The following is a 15400-nucleotide window of genomic DNA, read 5'->3' as shown; positions in this document are numbered from 1 at the left end:
GGTGGCCCATGTTGCTGGCCACGCCGTCCACGCGCTGCTTGTGCGCGTCGAGCGCGAGCGCGGGGTAGGCGCCGAGGTCGTCCTCGCACCAGAACGCCGCCCGGAACCGCTCGCTCAGCGCCGCCGCCCACGCGCGCCAGTCGTCGGCGCCCGGACGGCCGAACGCCTCGAGCAGGTCGGCCCCGGCGAGCGCGGCCTCGTGGGCGTAGCCCTGCACCTCGGCGAGCGCGATCGGGCCGTCGGCCAGCGAGCCGTCGGCGAAGCGGATCGAGTCGCCGGAGTCCTTCCAGCCCTGGTTCGCCAGACCGCGGCCGCTCTCGTCGGCGTACTCGACGAAGCCGTCGCCGTCGGAGTCGGAGTGGTCGCGCAGCCAGCCCAGCGCGGCCTCGAGCGCCGGGAGCAGGGCCCGCACCTCGTCGTCGGGCATGCCGGCCCGCCAGGCCTCGGCGAGCACGACGACCCACAGCAGGGTCGCGTCGACGGTGCCGTAGTAGACGGGCGGCAGGTGCAGCCCGCGTCCGGCGTTCTCGCCGGGCATCACCATCGCCTCGGCCCGCACCTCGTGCAGGATCTTGCCGGGCTGCTCGGCGGTCTCGGCGTCGGTGCGCACGCCCTGACGCGCCGCGAGCACGCGCAGCGTCGACGCCGCGAGCTCGGGCCGCACGGGGACGAGCATCCGCGCGGCCCACAGGGTGTCGCGGCCGAAGAGGGTGAAGAACCACGGGGCGCCCGCGGCGAGGAACGCGTCGTCCGGAGCCTCCCGGGTGGCCATCAGCAGGCCGTCGAGGTCGCCGAACGAGCGGGCGGCGAGCCGCCTCAGCGCCGGGTCGTCGGTGCGGACGGAGTGGGCCAGGGCCGCCAGCGGACGGGACGCCGCCGCCACCACGGGCGCGGTGTCGGACGTCGACAGGCCCCAGGCCAGCCGCACCTCGCCGTCGGCCGGCACCTCGACGTCCCACCGCAGCCGCACCTCGGCGCCGCTCACCGTCACCTCGGCGTCACCGGCGTCGAGCGACGCGGAGGTGCCGCCGCGCGTCCAGACCAGGTCGTCGGGTGCGACGAGGGCCGGACGCGCACCGCTCTTGACGTCCTCGAGCCCCGCGAGGTCGCTCGCGAGGTCGAGCTCGACGACGACGTGCGACGGCGTCGGCAGCGCCGAGCGGACGACGAGGGTCTCGCGGAGGTCGTCGCCGACGAGCACCCGCTCGCGGTCGAGCAGCAGCTGCGGGTCGGCGGTCGGTGCGGCGACGCTGCGCAGCGCCGAGGTGAACGTCGCGCGGTCGCTGCCCGGCAGCACGTGCGACAGCGGCTCGGGCTCGGCGCCGTCGACGGTGACCACCGCGCGCGACAGCACGCGGACGTCGCCGCGGTAGACGCCGTGGGCGCCCTCCTCGCGGACCTGGCCGGCGGTGTCGCCCCAGGCCTGGACGGGGGCGAGCAGCACGACGGCGAGGTCGTGCAGGAAGGGCTGGCGGATCGGCATCGGCGCTCCGGTCTCGGGGTGCTGGGTCTCGGCATGCGTCCGACCCTGCTGTTGACAGGTCGGTGACGTCCGTCTCATCATGGGCCATCCACATTTGATCGATCAAATCCACGTCGGGGGCGGCGTTGGATCGATCGAATCCACATCGTCGGGAGGTGCGCATGTCGTCACGAGCCACGCTGTCGAGCGTCGCCGAGCGCGCCGGCACCTCCCGCCAGACGGTCTCCAACGTCCTCAACGCCCCCGACCGGGTCAGCCCGGCGACGCGCGAGCGCGTCCAGGCCGCCATCGACGCCACCGGCTACCGGCCCCACGTCGCGGCCCGTCAGCTGCGCACCCGGCGCTCGATGAACGTCGGTCTCCGTCTGATGCCCCTCCAGGACGGCATCAACGGCTCGATCCTCGACGCGTTCGTGCACGCGCTCACCGAGAACGCCGCGCACGCCGGCTACCGCCTGGTGATCTTCTCCGCCTCCGACGACGACGGCGAGATCGCCGCGTACGACGAGCTGCTCGAGACCGCCGACCTCGACGCCTTCGTGCTCACCAGCACGCACCACGGCGACCGTCGCACCCGCTGGCTGCTCGACCACGAGGTGCCGTTCGCGACCTTCGGCCGCCCCTGGAGCGCGGGCGTCGACCCGCGCGACTCGGTGCACCAGTGGGTGGACGTCGACGGTCGCGCCGGCGCCGCGGCGGCGACCCGTCACCTGCGGGGCCTCGGCCACGAGCGCATCGGCTTCCTCGGCTGGCCCGCCGGGTCGGGTGCCGGCGACGAGCGCCGCGCCGGCTGGCGCGACGTCCTCGGCGACGACGCCGTGCTCGACGAGGCCGTCACCGACGGCGTCCGGCAGGGCTCGGACGCCGCCGCGCGTCTGCTCGACGCCGGCGCCACCGCGCTCGTGTGCGCCAGCGATTCGCTCGCGCTCGGCGCGTTCCACCGCACCACCGCCGTCGTCGGCTTCGACGACACCCCCGTGGCCGCGGCGGTCGGCATGAGCAGCGTCGCGCAGCCCGTCGAGGCCGCCGCCGCGCACGTCGTCGCCATGCTCGCCCGCACCCTCGGCGACCCCGTCCCTCCCGTCCTGCCGTCCACACCCGACCGGCACGTCCTGCTGGAGCCGCGTCTCGTCGTCCGCGACGAGCCCGTGGCCCTGGCCCACCCCTGAAGGAGAACGCCATGTCCCCCCACGTCCTTCGACGCCCGTCCGCGCTCGCAGCCCTCCTGGCCGCCGGCGCGCTGACGCTCACCGCCTGCGGTGGGTCGAGCTTCGACGACTCCGGCTCGGGGGAGTCCGGCGGCGACCTCAGCGTGCTCATCGGGTCGTCCGGCGACGCCGAGACCAAGGCCGTGGAGTCGGCCGTCGCGGCCTGGGCGAAGGAGTCGGGCACCGGTGCCACCGTGACGACCGCGTCCGACCTGCCGCAGCAGCTCAGCCAGGGCTTCGCCTCCGGTGACCCGGCCGACGTCTTCTACGTCGCGTCCGACACGTTCGCGGGCTACGCCGACAACGGCTCCCTGGAGCCGTACGCCCAGGACCTGCCGAACATCGACGACTTCTACCCGACGCTGACCCAGGCGTTCACCTACGACGACCAGGTGTTCTGCGCGCCCAAGGACTTCTCCACGCTCGGCCTGGTGATCAACAGCCAGAAGTGGTCCGAGGCCGGCCTGACCGACGCCGACGTCCCGAAGACGTGGGACGACCTCGCGTCCGTCGCGAAGACGCTGACCAAGGGCGACACCGTCGGCCTGTCGATCAGCCCCGAGTACGCCCGCGTCGGTGCCTTCATGGCCCAGGCCGGAGGAGGCCTGCTCAACGACGACCAGACCAAGGCCACGGCCGACAGCGACGCCAACGTCGAGGGCCTGAACTACGTCAAGAGCCTGCTGTCGGACGGCTCGCTCAAGTTCACCACCGACATCGGTGCGGGCTGGGGCGGCGAGGCGTTCGGCAAGGGCCAGGCCGCGATGACGATCGAGGGCAACTGGATCCGCGGCGGCCTGGAGAACGACTTCCCCGACGTGGAGTACCAGGTGGCCGAGCTGCCGGCCGGCCCCGCGGGCCAGGCGACGCTGCAGTTCACCAACTGCTGGGGCATCGCCGCCGACTCCGACAACAAGCCCGCCGCGCGCGAGCTCGTCGAGAAGCTGACGTCGCAGGACGACCAGCTCGGCTTCGCCAAGGCGTTCGGCGTGATGCCGTCCATCGAGTCCGGTGCCGACCCGTTCAAGACCGAGTACCCCGAGGACGCCGCGTTCGTCGACTCGGCCGCGTTCGCCAAGAACGTGCCGACGCTGCTCGGGTCCAAGGACGTCATCGACGACCTGAACTCCAAGCTGCCCACGCTCGCCGACTCCGACCCGAAGACGATCCTCGCCACCACGCAGAAGGATCTCGAGTCCGTCGTCGCCGACAGCCAGTGAGCCGCCGTGGGGTGAGTGGACGTCAGACGGCCGCCGGCTGGACGTTCCTGTCGCCGGTCGTGCTGATCCTCGGGCTGTTCCTCGTCCTGCCCGTGTTCATGGCCCTGTGGGTCAGCGTCTCGGACTGGCGCGGGCGGGGGAGCCCGTTCTCCTCCGACGTCGGCTTCGTGGGGTTCGACAACTACGCGGCGATCCTGTCCGGCGACGGGCGCGCTGCCCGTGACTTCGGCACCTCGATGCGCAACAACGTCTACTACGTGGCGCTCGTCGTCCCGCTGCAGACGGCGCTCGCGCTGTTCCTGGCGATGCTCGTCAACAAGCGGGTGCTGCGCGGGCGCGGGTTCTTCCGCACGGCGTTCTACTTCCCGTCCGTGACGAGCTCGGTGGCGATCACCGTCCTGTGGCTGTTCCTGTTCAGCTCGACCGGCGCGGTCAACAAGGTGCTGTCGTACGTCGGGATCAACGGGCCCGACTGGTTCCAGGACCCGCGCGGGCTGCTGCACCTGGTGCTCGGTGCGGTGGGCGTCGACACCGCCCCCGGCGCGCTGGCGAACCACGACCTGCTCGGCATCAGCTGGTGGGAGTGGCTGTCGGGACCGTCCGTGGCGATGACGGCGTTCATCCTGATGGCCATCTTCACCACGTCGGGCACGTTCATGCTCCTGTTCATCGCGGCGCTGCAGAACCTGGGCGGCGAGGTGGACGAGGCCGGGCAGATCGACGGTGCGAACGCCTGGCAGCGGTTCCGCCACCTGACGCTCCCGATGCTCAAGCCCACGATGTTCACGGTGCTGACGCTGGGGCTGATCGGCACCTGGCAGGTGTTCGACCAGATCTACACCGGCACCCAGGGCAACCCGGGCAAGACGACCCTCACGCCCGCGTACCTGTCGTTCAACGCGGCGTTCAACACCCAGCAGTGGGGCCAGGGCGCGGCGATCGCGTTCATCCTGTTCGCCATCATCGTCGCGCTGACGGTGCTGCAGCGGTGGGTCCTGCGCGACAAGGCAGGTGCACGATGACGACCACGCAGGTCACCCCGAGGAAGCGCGGCACGGGGGCGCTGGGCGGTGACGCCCTCACCTACCTCGTGCTCGTCGTGCTGGCGATCGTCTACATCTTCCCGTTCCTGGTCGACGTCGCGACGTCGTTCAAGACCGAGGCCGAGGCGGCCGTCGACCCGCTGTCGCTCGTCCCCTCGACGTGGACCGGGGAGGCGTACTCCCGGCTCTTCGGCAGCTCGGACTTCCCGACGTGGTTCAAGAACTCGGCCATCGTCACCGTCGTCGTCACGCTGGCCCGCGTCTTCTTCTGCTCGCTGGCCGGCTACGCGCTCGCCCGGCTGACGTTCCGCGGCCGCGCGTTCGTGTTCGCGGCGCTCGTCGCGGTGATGGCGGTGCCCAACGTGGTGCTGCTGATCCCCAAGTTCCTGGTGCTGAACCAGCTCGGCATGTACGACTCGTACGCCGGGATGATCGTGCCGCTGATGGCTGACGCCGCGGCGGTGTTCATCATGAAAAACTTCTTCGAGTCGATCCCCGTCAGCGTCGAGGAGCAGGCCCGCATCGACGGCGCTGGCACCTTCCGCACGTTCTGGTCGATCGTGCTGCCGATGGCACGGCCCGCGGTGATGACGATCGTGATCCTGTCGTTCCAGGCGTCCTGGAACGAGCTCAACCACTTCATCGTCTCCACCCAGAGCCCCGAGCTGACCACGCTCACCAAGGGCGTCGCCAACCTCGCGTCCGGCGCCCTCAGCCAGGGCACCCAGTACCCGCTCAAGCTGGCCGCGGCCGCCGTCATGACGCTGCCCGTCGCCGTGGTCTTCTTCGTCTTCCAGAAGCGGATCATGAACGCCTCGGCCGGTGCGGTGAAGGAGTAGGCGACGCCACCCGCACCCTGCGTCTCCCCGACCGTTCTGCCCGCCGCCGAGTGGCGCAAAACTCGGAACGAGTGGCGCAGAATCGGGGCAAAACACGCGTGTCGACCCCGAGATTGCGCCACTCGGCGGGTGGGGGAGAGGTGCGGTGAGACGGAGCGCCGGGGCGGTAGGTGAGCGTTCTACGATTCGCCCATGACCTCGATCAACCGTCGCCGCGGTGGGACGCTCGCCGCCGTCGCCGCCCTCCTCCTCGCCGCCGCCTGCGCGCCCGCCGAGGACTCCTCGAGCAGCAGCTCCAGCGCCAGCCCGACGTCGGACGCCCAGTGCTCGCCGGACAAGCTGGAGACCCAGACCAAGGGCAAGCTGACGGTCGGCACGGACTCGCCGGCCTACTCGCCGTGGTTCGAGGACGACGACCCCACCAACGGCAAGGGCTACGAGAGCGCCGTCGCGTACGCCGTGGCCGACGCGCTCGGGTACGCCAAGGACGACGTCACGTGGATCACCGTGCCGTTCAACTCCAGCTACCAGCCGGGTGACAAGAAGTTCGACTTCGACATCAACCAGGTCTCCATCACCGCGGCCCGCGAGAAGGCCGTCGACTTCTCCGACCCGTACTACGAGGCCGCGCAGGCCGTCGTGACGCTCGGGAGCAGCCCGTTCGACGACGCCAAGAGCTTCGCCGACCTCAAGGACGCCCAGCTCGGCGCGCAGGTGGGCACCACCTCGCTGCAGGCGATCTCGCAGATCGACCCCACCAAGGAGCCGCGCGTCTACGACGACTCCAACGCCGCCACCCAGGCCCTGCAGAACGGCCAGATCGACGGCCTCGTCGTCGACCTGCCCACCGCGTACTACATCGCCGCGGCCGAGCTGGACGACGGCGACGTCATCGGCCAGTTCCAGCCCGAGACCGGCGAGTCCGAGGCGTTCGGCCTGCTGTTCGCCAAGGGCAGCCCGCTGGTCGGCTGCGTGAACCGCGCGCTCGGCACGCTCGAGGACGACGGCACGCTCGGCGACCTCGAGCAGACCTGGCTGTCGCAGACGACCGGGGTCCCCGAGCTCTCGTGACGACGCTCGAGGGGTGGGTCCCCAGCGAGCGGCAGCGCGAGCGTGACGAGCTGCGTCGGCGCCGGACGCGTCGACGCGGCACGGTGGCCGCGGTCTCGACGGTCGTCGTGCTCGGCGTCCTGGTGGCGGGCGTGCTCTCGGCGCCCGGCTGGGACCGTGTCCGCGAGACCTACCTCTCCGGCGACGTCGCCGCCGAGGCGTTCCCGCTGCTGCTGCGCGCGTTCGTCCTGAACATCGGGCTGTTCCTGGTCGCCGAGGTGTTCATCCTGCTGCTCGGCACGCTCATCGCAGTGATCCGCGTGGTGCCCGCGCCGGCGCTGACGCCCGTCAAGATCCTGGCCACGATCTACACCGACGTGTTCCGCGGGACGCCCACGATCCTGGTGGTGTTCCTCGTCGGGTTCGGCCTGCCCGCGCTCGGGCTTCAGGGCGTGCCCACCAACCTGTTCGTGCTCGCGGTCGTGGCCCTGACGCTCAGCTACGGGGCGTACGTCGCCGAGGTCATCCGCGCCGGCATCGAGTCGGTGCACCCCACGCAGTGGGCCAGCGGACGCGCGCTCGGCCTGTCGTACGCCAGGACGCTGCGCCACGTCGTCCTGCCGCAGGCGCTGCGACGCGTCGGGCCGCCGTTGCTCAACGACTTCGTGTCGCTGCAGAAGGACACCGCGCTGGCCTCGCTCGTCGGGCTCGGCGAGATCCTGCGCCGCGCCCAGGAGGTGTCGAGCCGCGACTTCAACTTCACGCCCTACGTCGTCGCCGCGGTCTTCTTCGTCGTGGCCACCATCCCGCTGGCGCGGCTCACCGACTGGCTCGCGGTCCGCGCCGCGCGTCGTCAGGCCGGTGGCGCATGACCGCGCTGCTGCAGGTGAAGGGCGTCCGCAAGCACTTCGGTGACGACGCCGTGCTGCGCGGCATCGACCTCGAGGTCGACGCGCACGAGGTGGTCGTGCTCATCGGCGCGTCCGGGTCGGGCAAGTCCACGCTGCTGCGCTGCATCGACCTGCTCGAGACCGTCGACGACGGCACCATCCACCTCGACGGTGCCGAGATCACCGACCCCGAGGCCGACGTCGACGCCGTCCGCGCCGAGATCGGCATGGTCTTCCAGGCCTACAACCTGTTCCCGCACCTGTCGGTGCTCGACAACGTGACGCTCGCGCCGCGCCGCGTCCGGGGCACCGCGCGCCGCGACGCCGAGGCCCACGCCCGCGAGCTGCTCGCGCGCTTCGGCCTGGAGGGCAAGGCGTCTGCGCACCCCGACGCGCTGTCCGGCGGCCAGCAGCAGCGCGTCGCGCTCGTCCGCGCCGTCGCGATGCGCCCGCGCGTCCTGCTGCTCGACGAGGTGACGTCGGCGCTCGACCCGATGCTCGTCGGCGAGGTGCTCGACGTCGTCCGCGGCCTGCGCGACGAGGGCTGGACCATCGTGATGGCCACCCACGAGATCCCGTTCGCGCGCGAGGTGGCCGACCGCGTCGTCTTCCTCGACCACGGCGTGGTCGGCGAGCAGGGCACTGCCGAGCAGGTGCTGGGCTCGCCGCGGACGGACGCCTGCCGCACCTTCCTCGAGCGCTACCTGCGCTGACCGGTCGCGGTGGTGCCCTCGAGCACCACCGCGGTGACGAGGTCGGGGTCGTCGATCATGGGGACGTGCCCGCAGCCCGCGAGGCTGACGTGCCGGGCCCGCGGCAGGCGCTCGCGCGCTCGCCTGGCCTGCGACGGCGGCAGCACCCGGTCGTGGTCGCCCCACGCGACGAGCGTGGGCACGTCGGGCACGGCGAAGCAGTCGTAGTCGCGTCCGGCCGCGAGGGTCGGGCCGAACGCGGGCGACGTGCGCAGCAGCGCCGCGTCGTCGACGAACGACTCGACACCGATGCGCTCGGGGTGGGCGAAGACCGGCGACATCGCGAGGCTCCGCAGGCGCCGCGAGCGGGCGAGGCCGGCGATGAGTGGCGGCGGCGCCATCGAGGCCCAGCGCATGGTCGACAGCAGGGTGAGGGCCCACCGCCTGGCCAGCGGGTCCCAGAACCCGGCCGGCGACAGCGCCGTGACGCTGCGGACCAGACCCGCCGCGCCGAGCTCGAGCGCGATGGCGCCTCCGAGCGAGTTGCCGACGACGTGCGGGCGCTCGAGGCCGAGCTCGGCGAACAGCTTGGCGAAGTTCTGCACGGTCGTGGGCATGTCGTAGGGCAGGTCGGGCGGCAGGCCGGGGGACTCCCCGAAGCCGGGCAGGTCGACCGCGACCACCTCGCGGTGACGCGCGAGCACGGGCACGATCGGGTCCCACGCCTGACGACGGTGCCCGATGCCGTGCACGAGGACGACGGGGTCGCCGGACCCGACGCGGGTGGTGACGAACGAGACGCCCACCGGTGACCGCCCCTCCCGCCGTCGTTGCTTGACGACCATGACAGTCATGGTGTCACAATCGACCCATGACGACCGAGGAGACACGCAGCGGCCCCCTGGCCGGTGTGCGCGTGGTGGAGATCGCGGGCATCGGCCCCGGACCGTTCGCCGCGATGCTGCTGGCCGACCTCGGTGCCGACGTGATCCGCGTCGACCGTCCCAAGCCCGGCCTGGCCGTGCTGCCGCCGGAGAAGGACCTGCTCGCCCGAGGGCGGCCGTCGGTGGTCGTCGACCTCAAGAGCCCCGAGGGCGTGGGCGTGGTGCTCGACCTCGTCGAGCACGCCGACGTCCTGCTCGAGGGCTACCGTCCCGGCGTCGCCGAGCGTCTGGGCATCGGCCCGGAGGAGTGCCTGGCCCGCAACCCCGCGCTGGTCTACGGGCGGATGACGGGGTGGGGCCAGGACGGTCCGCTCGCCCAGTCCGCGGGCCACGACGTCAACTACATCGGGGTCGCGGGCGCGCTGTCGCCCCTCGGACGCGCGGGCGGTCCGCCGCAGATCCCGCTCAACCTCGTCGGCGACTTCGGCGGCGGCGCGATGTACCTCGTCGTCGGCGTCCTCGCCGCCGTCCTCGAGGCGCGCACGTCGGGCCAGGGGCAGGTGGTCGACGCCGCCATCGTCGATGGCACGGCCCACCTCGCGACCATGATCACCGCGATGCTGCGGGGCGGCGCGTGGTCCGACGAGCGCGGCACCAACCTGCTCGACTCCGGCGTCCCGTTCTACGACGTCTACGAGACGTCGGACGGCCGGTGGATGTCGCTCGGGGCGCTCGAGCCGCAGTTCTGGGCGGTCGCCCTGCGGCTGCTCGGGCTCGACGACGCCCCCGACCGCGACGACCCGTCGCAGTGGCCGGCGCTGCGCCAGGTGCTGGCCGACACCTTCGCCACCCGCACCCAGGCCGAGTGGACCGCCCTGTTCGACGGCACCGACGCCTGCGTCTCGCCGGTCCTGGCGCTCGGCGACGCGCCGCAGCACCCGCACCTGGCCGCCCGCGGCACCTACGTCGAGCACGCGGGCACGGTGCAGCCGGCACCCGCTCCCCGCTTCTCCCGCACGCCCGCCACCCTCACCACGCCCCCGTCGCCGACGGGGGCCGACACCCGCGCCGCGCTGACGGCGTGGGGCGTCCAGGACGTCGAGGCGCTGCTCGCGTCGGGCGTCGTCACCCAGAACGGAGACCCGACATGAAGCGACCCCTGTTCGAGCCCGACCACGATGCGTTCCGCGAGTCGATGCGCACCTTCGTCGAGAAGGAGATCACCCCCCACCACGCCCAGTGGGAGGAGCAGGGCCACGTGCCGCGCGAGATCTGGAAGGCCGCGGGCGAGCAGGGGTTCCTCGGCTTCATGATGCCCGAGGAGCACGGGGGCGGCGGCACCGTCGACTTCCGCTACAACGCGATCGTCCAGGAGGAGCTGTCGCGGGCGCGCGCCAGCGGCCCGGGGTTCGCGATCCACACCGACATCGTCTCGGGCTACCTGCTCGCGTACGCGACGCAGGAGCAGAAGGAGCGCTGGCTCCCGGGCTTCTGCTCCGGTGAGACGATCACCGCCATCGCGATGACCGAGCCCGGCACCGGCTCGGACCTGCAGTCCATCGCCACCACGGCCGTCCGCGACGGCGACCACTACGTCGTCAACGGCCAGAAGACGTTCATCTCCAACGGCATCCTGTCCGACCTGGTGATCGTCGCGGTGAAGACCGACCCGTCGGCGGGAGCGGCCGGCGTCTCGCTGCTCGTGCTGGAGCGCGGCATGGAGGGCTTCGAGCGCGGCCGCAACCTCGACAAGCTCGGCATGAAGGCCCAGGACACCGCCGAGCTGTTCTTCTCCGACGTCCGCGTGCCGGTCGAGAACCTGCTCGGCGAGGAGGGCAAGGGCTTCGTCTACCTGATGGAGAACCTGCCCCAGGAGCGCCTCAGCATCTCGGTGATCGCCGCGGCCGCCATCCGCAACGTCATCGACCTGACGCTCGACTACGTCAAGGAGCGCAAGGCCTTCGGCAAGCCCATCGGCTCGTTCCAGAACTCGCGGTTCGTGCTCGCCGAGCTCGAGACCAAGGCCCAGGTGGCGCAGGTCTTCGTCGACCGGTCGATCGAGGAGCTCAACGCCGGCACGCTGTCGGTGTCCGAGGCCGCGATGGGCAAGTGGTGGACCACCGAGCTGCAGAAGGAGACCGTCGACCGCTGCCTGCAGCTGCACGGCGGCTACGGCTACATGCGCGAGTACCCCATCGCCCAGGCCTACCTCGACACCCGCGTGCAGACGATCTACGGCGGCACCACCGAGATCATGAAGGAGATCATCGGGCGGACGATGGGGCTGTAGCCGGGTGCCGTGCTCAGCGGTGCCGTCCGTGGGGGCTGATGCGCGGTCGAAGGGCGCGGCTACGGACGCGGTGGTCGTTCCCCGGCGCTGCTGTCCGGCCTCCGGTCTCGTGGGGTGAGACGGCTTCCCTCACCTGCCACACCAGTCCCACCTCCCCTGGAGAACTGCCGGATCCACGGGAAGTTTCCCGTGGTCCGGGACAGATTCCCGGGGGAGGTGGCGCCGCCGTCCCGCCCACCGAGACGTCAGGCCGGCCGGCTTCCCCACCCGCAGCACCCCCGTCCGTAGGTGCGCACTTCGTCGACCGAGCAGCCCAAGAGGCCGCGCCGCTCGAAGCCGAGGAGCCCTGAGACCTCAGCCGACAACAGGCAGGTCGGCGCTCATCACGGTGGCGCCGTCGGAGTCGACGACGCGCAGCGCGGCGACGTCCTCGCGCGGGACGGCGCCGTTCATCCGGCAGTCGGTGACGTCGGGGACGGCGACGAACGAGCCGGTGTCGAGGGTGTCGCCGTCGACACCGGCGAGGACGACGGTGTAGCGCCCACCGGTCGGCAGCCCCGACACGTCGAGCACCGTCTCGGTGCCCCAGGTGTGCGCGACGAGCGACGCGTCGACGTCGACGCCGTCGGGCACCGAGCTGAACGACACGGGCTCGACGGCGCCGAGCGTGCCGGGCCCTCCGCTGACGGCGGCCGGGGCGTCGTCGGACCGCGCGCCCACGGCGTAGCCGCCGGCGCCGGCGAGGACGGCGGCTGTCGCGGCGGCCGCCAGGAGCGTGCCGGTGCGACGTCGTCCGCCGACGGTCTGCCGCAGCACCCGGTCGCGCGTGCCGGCCGGCACCTCGACGTCGCGCCACCGCAGGTCGCTCGAGCGCAGCGCGGCCACGAGGTCCTGGTGGTCGGTGAGGTGGTCGGCGGCCTCGGGGTCGTCGCCGAGGACGTCGAGCAGCTCGGCCCGCTCGGCGGGCGAGAGGTCGTCGGCGGCCGCGGCCCCGAGGAGCTCGGCGAGCCGGTCGCGGTCGTCGCTCATGGCGTCCTCCATCCGTTGGTCTCGAGCGCTGCGCGCATCGCGCGCAGGCCGTAGTGCATGCGGCTGCGCAGCGTGGCGACGCTCGTGCCGGTGCGGTCGGACAGGTCGGCGTAGGTGCCACCCTGCAGGTGCACGACGGCCACCACCTGGCGGTGCTCGTCCGACAGCGTGGCCAGCGCCTCCAGCAGCTGCAGGCGCACCTCGACGTCCTCGTCGACGCGGCGGCGGGTCGCCTGCAGGGTGAGGTCGACCGGTGCGGAGTCGTCGAGCTCGGGCACGGTGCGCGGACGTCGGGCGTGGGCCCGCACGTCGTCGACCACCAGGTTCCGGGAGATGGCGAACAGCCAGGTGCGCTCGGACGCCACGGTGGCGTCGTAGGTGTCGCGACGGCGCCACGCCCGGACGAAGGTCTCCTGGAGGAGGTCCTCCGCCCGGGCGTGGTCCCCGAGCGCGTTGACGAGGAAGCCCAGCAGGGGCTTCGCGTGGGCGTCGAAGGCGGCGGTGACGTCGAGCGGTGCGCCCGACGTCACCGGCGTGCCTCCGAGCCCGGTGCGGTCAGCGGCCGGTGGGGGCCGCGAGACCGATGATCGTCTTATTCTTGATCTCCGACTTCTGCAGCGTCGCGCCGTTGGCCAGGTTGATCTTGTAGAGCTTGGTCTGGCCCTTGCTCGTGTTGGAGATGAGCGCGATGTCGGTGCCGCCGACGTTGGCGATGTCGAAGCCGGTCGAGCCGCGGACGTCCTTGCCGAGCTTGGCGACGGTGTTCAGCGTGCCGTCGTTCGGCGGGGCCTGGCGCAGCAGCGCGTCGGTGCCGGCCTCGATGTCGTAGAGCACCGTGGTGCCCGTGGCCGACGGGCCGCCGCGGCTGTTGGTGTACGCGACGGACGGGACGCGCGGCGTCTTGCCCGCGTTGGCGTCGCCCGCGGCGAAGGCGAGCTTGCCGTCGACGGTGGTGGCGCCGGTGTCCACGTTGATCCGGTAGTTGTCGGCCTTCTCGTTGACCACGCGCAGACGGTCGACGGTGGGGTTGAAGTCGACGCCGAAGCTCGAGCCGGTGGACTTGATCGCCGCGCCGGCGGCGTCCACGAGCGTCTTGGAGCTGTAGGTGTTGCCGGTGGCCGGGCTGATCTTCACCACGCGCAGGGTGTCGTTCGTGCGGAGCACGAGGCCGTAGAGCTTGTTGGTCGCGGGACGGTAGTCGATGCCGACGACCTTCTCGTTGCCGTTGAGGCCCTTGATCGACTTGGTCGTGGACGCCTTGTCGGTGCCGGTGTTGATCGACGTGATGCCGTTGGTCGAGGTCAGCCCGACGACGCGGACGCCCGGGTCGAGAGCCTTGGGGGCGGTGATCGCGCTGGCCGAGAGTGCTCCGGTGACGATCAGTGCGCCGGCCGCACCGGCGACGACGGCGGTCTTGCGGATGGTCCTCATGCTGGTCTCCTGTCGTGGACGTTCAGGGTCGTTCAGCTGTCAGATGCGCCGCGGGGTGATTCGGTTCACGGTCCACCGCGCTGTTCGAGAGGGTGTACGTCCGATGGGCCAGCGGCGTTCACCGTGCGGCGAAACTACCCCGGACGGACGGTCAGGCCGTCGCGATGAGCTCGAGGTTGATGTCGTCGGGGTCCTGGAAGGACAGGATCGACATGCCGGCGTCGGGCATGTCGATGATCTCGCCGTGCTCCACACCGGCCTCGTCCAGCTGCCCGGCGACGGTCACGAGGTCGTCGCGCGATCCCACCTGGAAGCTGGCGTGGTCGAGGCCGACCCGCGTGGGGTCGAACGAGGTGGAGCCGGGCTCGATCGGACGCAGGCCGAACAGGTTGCCGCCGACGGCGTAGACCACGCCACCGAAGAACACGTCGGGACGCTCGCGCACGGCGGGGTCGGTCTCGTCGGCGTCGGAGTCGATCGCGGGCTCGAAGCCGAGGACGCCCTCGTAGAAGGCGCGCGAGCGGGCGAGGTCGGTGACGCTGACCCGGACGTGGTGGATCTGGCCGATCAGCGCGGCGGGCTTGGTGCTCTCGGGCATGGGTGCTCCTCGGTCGGTGCGGATGGTCCGAGACCCCTCGCCGGGCCCGGTCTAGGTTCGGCGCCGGATCGTCTCGCGCTTGGTCTCGTCCACCGCATCCTCGTACGCGACCACCAGGGCCTGCACGGTGAGCGGCTTGAACCGCTCGACGACGGCGGCGATGGCCTCGGGCGACTGGCCCGAGCTGCGCAGGTGCGGCCAGACCAGCGTGCGGAACACCTCGGTCACCTGCTCGGCGACGGACCGCGCCCCGGCGGCGTAGATCCGCTGGACGGCGGCGGCCGCCTCGAGCGGCAGCCCGAGGTCCAGCATCTCCACGCCGATGCCGAGGTGGGCCGGTGCGAGCCGGAAGGCGTCGTCCTCGGGGGTGGGCTCGACGACGCCGAGCGCGAGCAGGACCTCGACGTCGTCGTCGCTGAGCGGACGGCCGGCGCGGGTCTCGAGCGTCGCGCGGTCGACGGTCTCGGGGAGGTCGGGCAGCCACGGTGCGAGCAGCGTGCGGTGCAGGGCGACGTCCTCGGGGCGGGCGTCGGCCGGGATGCGCTCGAGGTAGCGCTCGATCGCGGCGAGGGTGAACCCGTGCGCCTGCAGCTCGCGCACCAGCTCCAGCCGCGCGATGTGGTCGGGGCCGTACAGGCCCTGCCGTCCGACTCGTCGCGGCGGCGGCATCAGGCCGCGGCCGGCGTAGAAGCGGACGTTGCGCACCGTCATCCCGACGCGGGTGGCCAGCTGGTCGACCGTCA

Annotated in this window: 16 protein-coding genes; 9 read left to right on the top strand and 7 right to left on the bottom strand. The window is 72.0% G+C overall.

Going from position 1 to position 15400, the window contains the following annotated elements:
* Positions 1-1483, bottom strand: a 1483-nt coding sequence (locus ACI6PP_RS20655; RefSeq protein ID WP_421113582.1) for an amylo-alpha-1,6-glucosidase, incomplete at its 3' end; no start/stop codon positions are given.
* Positions 1484-1644: 161 nt separating this feature from the next.
* On the opposite strand from ACI6PP_RS20655, the gene ACI6PP_RS20650 reads away from it, so the two are divergent.
* The 7 genes from ACI6PP_RS20650 to ACI6PP_RS20620 all read left to right on the top strand — a co-directional run bounded on the left by ACI6PP_RS20650 (position 1645) and on the right by ACI6PP_RS20620 (position 8446).
* On the top strand, positions 1645-2652 hold the full coding sequence (locus tag ACI6PP_RS20650) for a LacI family DNA-binding transcriptional regulator (RefSeq protein WP_421113581.1): 1008 nt from the start codon (positions 1645-1647) through the stop codon (positions 2650-2652).
* An 11-nt stretch (positions 2653-2663) separates the two neighbouring features.
* Positions 2664-3911: a sugar ABC transporter substrate-binding protein gene (locus ACI6PP_RS20645; RefSeq protein WP_421113580.1), complete on the top strand. Its 1248-nt coding sequence runs from the start codon at positions 2664-2666 to the stop codon at positions 3909-3911.
* An 11-nt stretch (positions 3912-3922) separates the two neighbouring features.
* On the top strand, positions 3923-4933 hold the full coding sequence (locus tag ACI6PP_RS20640; protein ID WP_421113579.1) for a carbohydrate ABC transporter permease: 1011 nt from the start codon (positions 3923-3925) through the stop codon (positions 4931-4933).
* Positions 4930-5793 (top strand): carbohydrate ABC transporter permease, encoded by an 864-nt coding sequence (locus ACI6PP_RS20635; protein ID WP_421113578.1) that lies wholly within the window; start codon positions 4930-4932, stop codon positions 5791-5793. The genes ACI6PP_RS20640 and ACI6PP_RS20635 overlap by 4 nt, the downstream gene beginning before the upstream one ends.
* A gap of 192 nt (positions 5794-5985) precedes the next feature.
* Positions 5986-6864, top strand: a complete 879-nt coding sequence (locus tag ACI6PP_RS20630) for an ABC transporter substrate-binding protein (protein ID WP_421113577.1) — start codon at positions 5986-5988, stop codon at positions 6862-6864.
* A complete protein-coding gene (locus tag ACI6PP_RS20625) occupies positions 6861-7715 on the top strand; it encodes an amino acid ABC transporter permease (RefSeq protein ID WP_421113576.1) in 855 nt (284 codons plus the stop codon). The genes ACI6PP_RS20630 and ACI6PP_RS20625 overlap by 4 nt, the downstream gene beginning before the upstream one ends.
* Positions 7712-8446 (top strand): amino acid ABC transporter ATP-binding protein, encoded by a 735-nt coding sequence (locus ACI6PP_RS20620; RefSeq protein ID WP_421113575.1) that lies wholly within the window; start codon positions 7712-7714, stop codon positions 8444-8446. The genes ACI6PP_RS20625 and ACI6PP_RS20620 overlap by 4 nt, the downstream gene beginning before the upstream one ends.
* Here ACI6PP_RS20620 and ACI6PP_RS20615 read toward each other — a convergent pair.
* Positions 8434-9279 (bottom strand): alpha/beta fold hydrolase, encoded by an 846-nt coding sequence (locus tag ACI6PP_RS20615; protein ID WP_421113574.1) that lies wholly within the window; start codon positions 9277-9279, stop codon positions 8434-8436. The two genes, ACI6PP_RS20620 and ACI6PP_RS20615, sit on opposite strands and share 13 nt — an antisense overlap.
* 17 nt (positions 9280-9296) lie before the next feature.
* Here ACI6PP_RS20615 and ACI6PP_RS20610 point away from each other — a divergent pair, with 17 nt between their 5' ends.
* Entirely contained in the window at positions 9297-10460 is a 1164-nt protein-coding gene (locus ACI6PP_RS20610; RefSeq protein WP_421113573.1) for a CaiB/BaiF CoA transferase family protein, read from the top strand.
* The gene (locus tag ACI6PP_RS20605; RefSeq protein ID WP_421113572.1) at positions 10457-11599 is read left to right on the top strand and encodes an acyl-CoA dehydrogenase family protein; all 1143 of its coding nucleotides are present in this window, start codon (positions 10457-10459) and stop codon (positions 11597-11599) included. Before ACI6PP_RS20610 ends, ACI6PP_RS20605 begins: the two co-directional genes overlap by 4 nt.
* A gap of 354 nt (positions 11600-11953) precedes the next feature.
* Here the strand turns inward: ACI6PP_RS20605 and ACI6PP_RS20600 are convergent, their stop codons facing one another.
* The 5 genes from ACI6PP_RS20600 to ACI6PP_RS20580 all read right to left on the bottom strand — a co-directional run.
* Positions 11954-12628 carry an anti-sigma factor family protein gene (locus ACI6PP_RS20600; RefSeq protein ID WP_421113571.1) on the bottom strand — a complete coding sequence of 225 codons (675 nt, stop codon included), beginning with the start codon at positions 12626-12628 and terminating at the stop codon, positions 11954-11956.
* Positions 12625-13158 carry an RNA polymerase sigma factor gene (locus tag ACI6PP_RS20595; protein ID WP_421113570.1) on the bottom strand — a complete coding sequence of 178 codons (534 nt, stop codon included), beginning with the start codon at positions 13156-13158 and terminating at the stop codon, positions 12625-12627. Before ACI6PP_RS20595 ends, ACI6PP_RS20600 begins: the two co-directional genes overlap by 4 nt.
* 25 nt (positions 13159-13183) lie before the next feature.
* Positions 13184-14059 (bottom strand): DUF4394 domain-containing protein, encoded by an 876-nt coding sequence (locus tag ACI6PP_RS20590; RefSeq protein WP_421113569.1) that lies wholly within the window; start codon positions 14057-14059, stop codon positions 13184-13186.
* A gap of 151 nt (positions 14060-14210) precedes the next feature.
* Positions 14211-14657: a VOC family protein gene (locus ACI6PP_RS20585; RefSeq protein ID WP_421113567.1), complete on the bottom strand. Its 447-nt coding sequence runs from the start codon at positions 14655-14657 to the stop codon at positions 14211-14213.
* Between the two features lie 51 nt (positions 14658-14708).
* Positions 14709-15400 (bottom strand): MerR family transcriptional regulator (locus ACI6PP_RS20580; protein ID WP_421113566.1); only part of this gene is annotated, 692 nt, incomplete at its 5' end.

This window comes from Solicola agrisoli, assembly GCF_049059935.1.
Lineage (GTDB): Bacteria > Actinomycetota > Actinomycetes > Propionibacteriales > Nocardioidaceae > JAURVT01.
Note: the sequence above shows the minus strand (reverse complement) of the source record. Positions and strands in the feature narration are given on the sequence as shown.

What these genes read in the sequence shown, in the direction of transcription:
- ACI6PP_RS20650 (WP_421113581.1), top strand. Translation starts at nt 1,645, where the DNA reads ATGTCGTCACGAGCCACGCTGTCGAGCGTCGCCGAGCGCGCCGGCACC.
- ACI6PP_RS20645 (WP_421113580.1), top strand. Translation starts at nt 2,664, where the DNA reads ATGTCCCCCCACGTCCTTCGACGCCCGTCCGCGCTCGCAGCCCTCCTG.
- ACI6PP_RS20635 (WP_421113578.1), top strand. Translation starts at nt 4,930, where the DNA reads ATGACGACCACGCAGGTCACCCCGAGGAAGCGCGGCACGGGGGCGCTG.
- ACI6PP_RS20630 (WP_421113577.1), top strand. Translation starts at nt 5,986, where the DNA reads ATGACCTCGATCAACCGTCGCCGCGGTGGGACGCTCGCCGCCGTCGCC.
- ACI6PP_RS20620 (WP_421113575.1), top strand. Translation starts at nt 7,712, where the DNA reads ATGACCGCGCTGCTGCAGGTGAAGGGCGTCCGCAAGCACTTCGGTGAC.
- ACI6PP_RS20615 (WP_421113574.1), bottom strand. Translation starts at nt 9,279, where the DNA reads ATGACTGTCATGGTCGTCAAGCAACGACGGCGGGAGGGGCGGTCACCG.
- ACI6PP_RS20610 (WP_421113573.1), top strand. Translation starts at nt 9,297, where the DNA reads ATGACGACCGAGGAGACACGCAGCGGCCCCCTGGCCGGTGTGCGCGTG.
- ACI6PP_RS20605 (WP_421113572.1), top strand. Translation starts at nt 10,457, where the DNA reads ATGAAGCGACCCCTGTTCGAGCCCGACCACGATGCGTTCCGCGAGTCG.
- ACI6PP_RS20600 (WP_421113571.1), bottom strand. Translation starts at nt 12,628, where the DNA reads ATGAGCGACGACCGCGACCGGCTCGCCGAGCTCCTCGGGGCCGCGGCC.
- ACI6PP_RS20590 (WP_421113569.1), bottom strand. Translation starts at nt 14,059, where the DNA reads ATGAGGACCATCCGCAAGACCGCCGTCGTCGCCGGTGCGGCCGGCGCA.
- ACI6PP_RS20585 (WP_421113567.1), bottom strand. Translation starts at nt 14,657, where the DNA reads ATGCCCGAGAGCACCAAGCCCGCCGCGCTGATCGGCCAGATCCACCAC.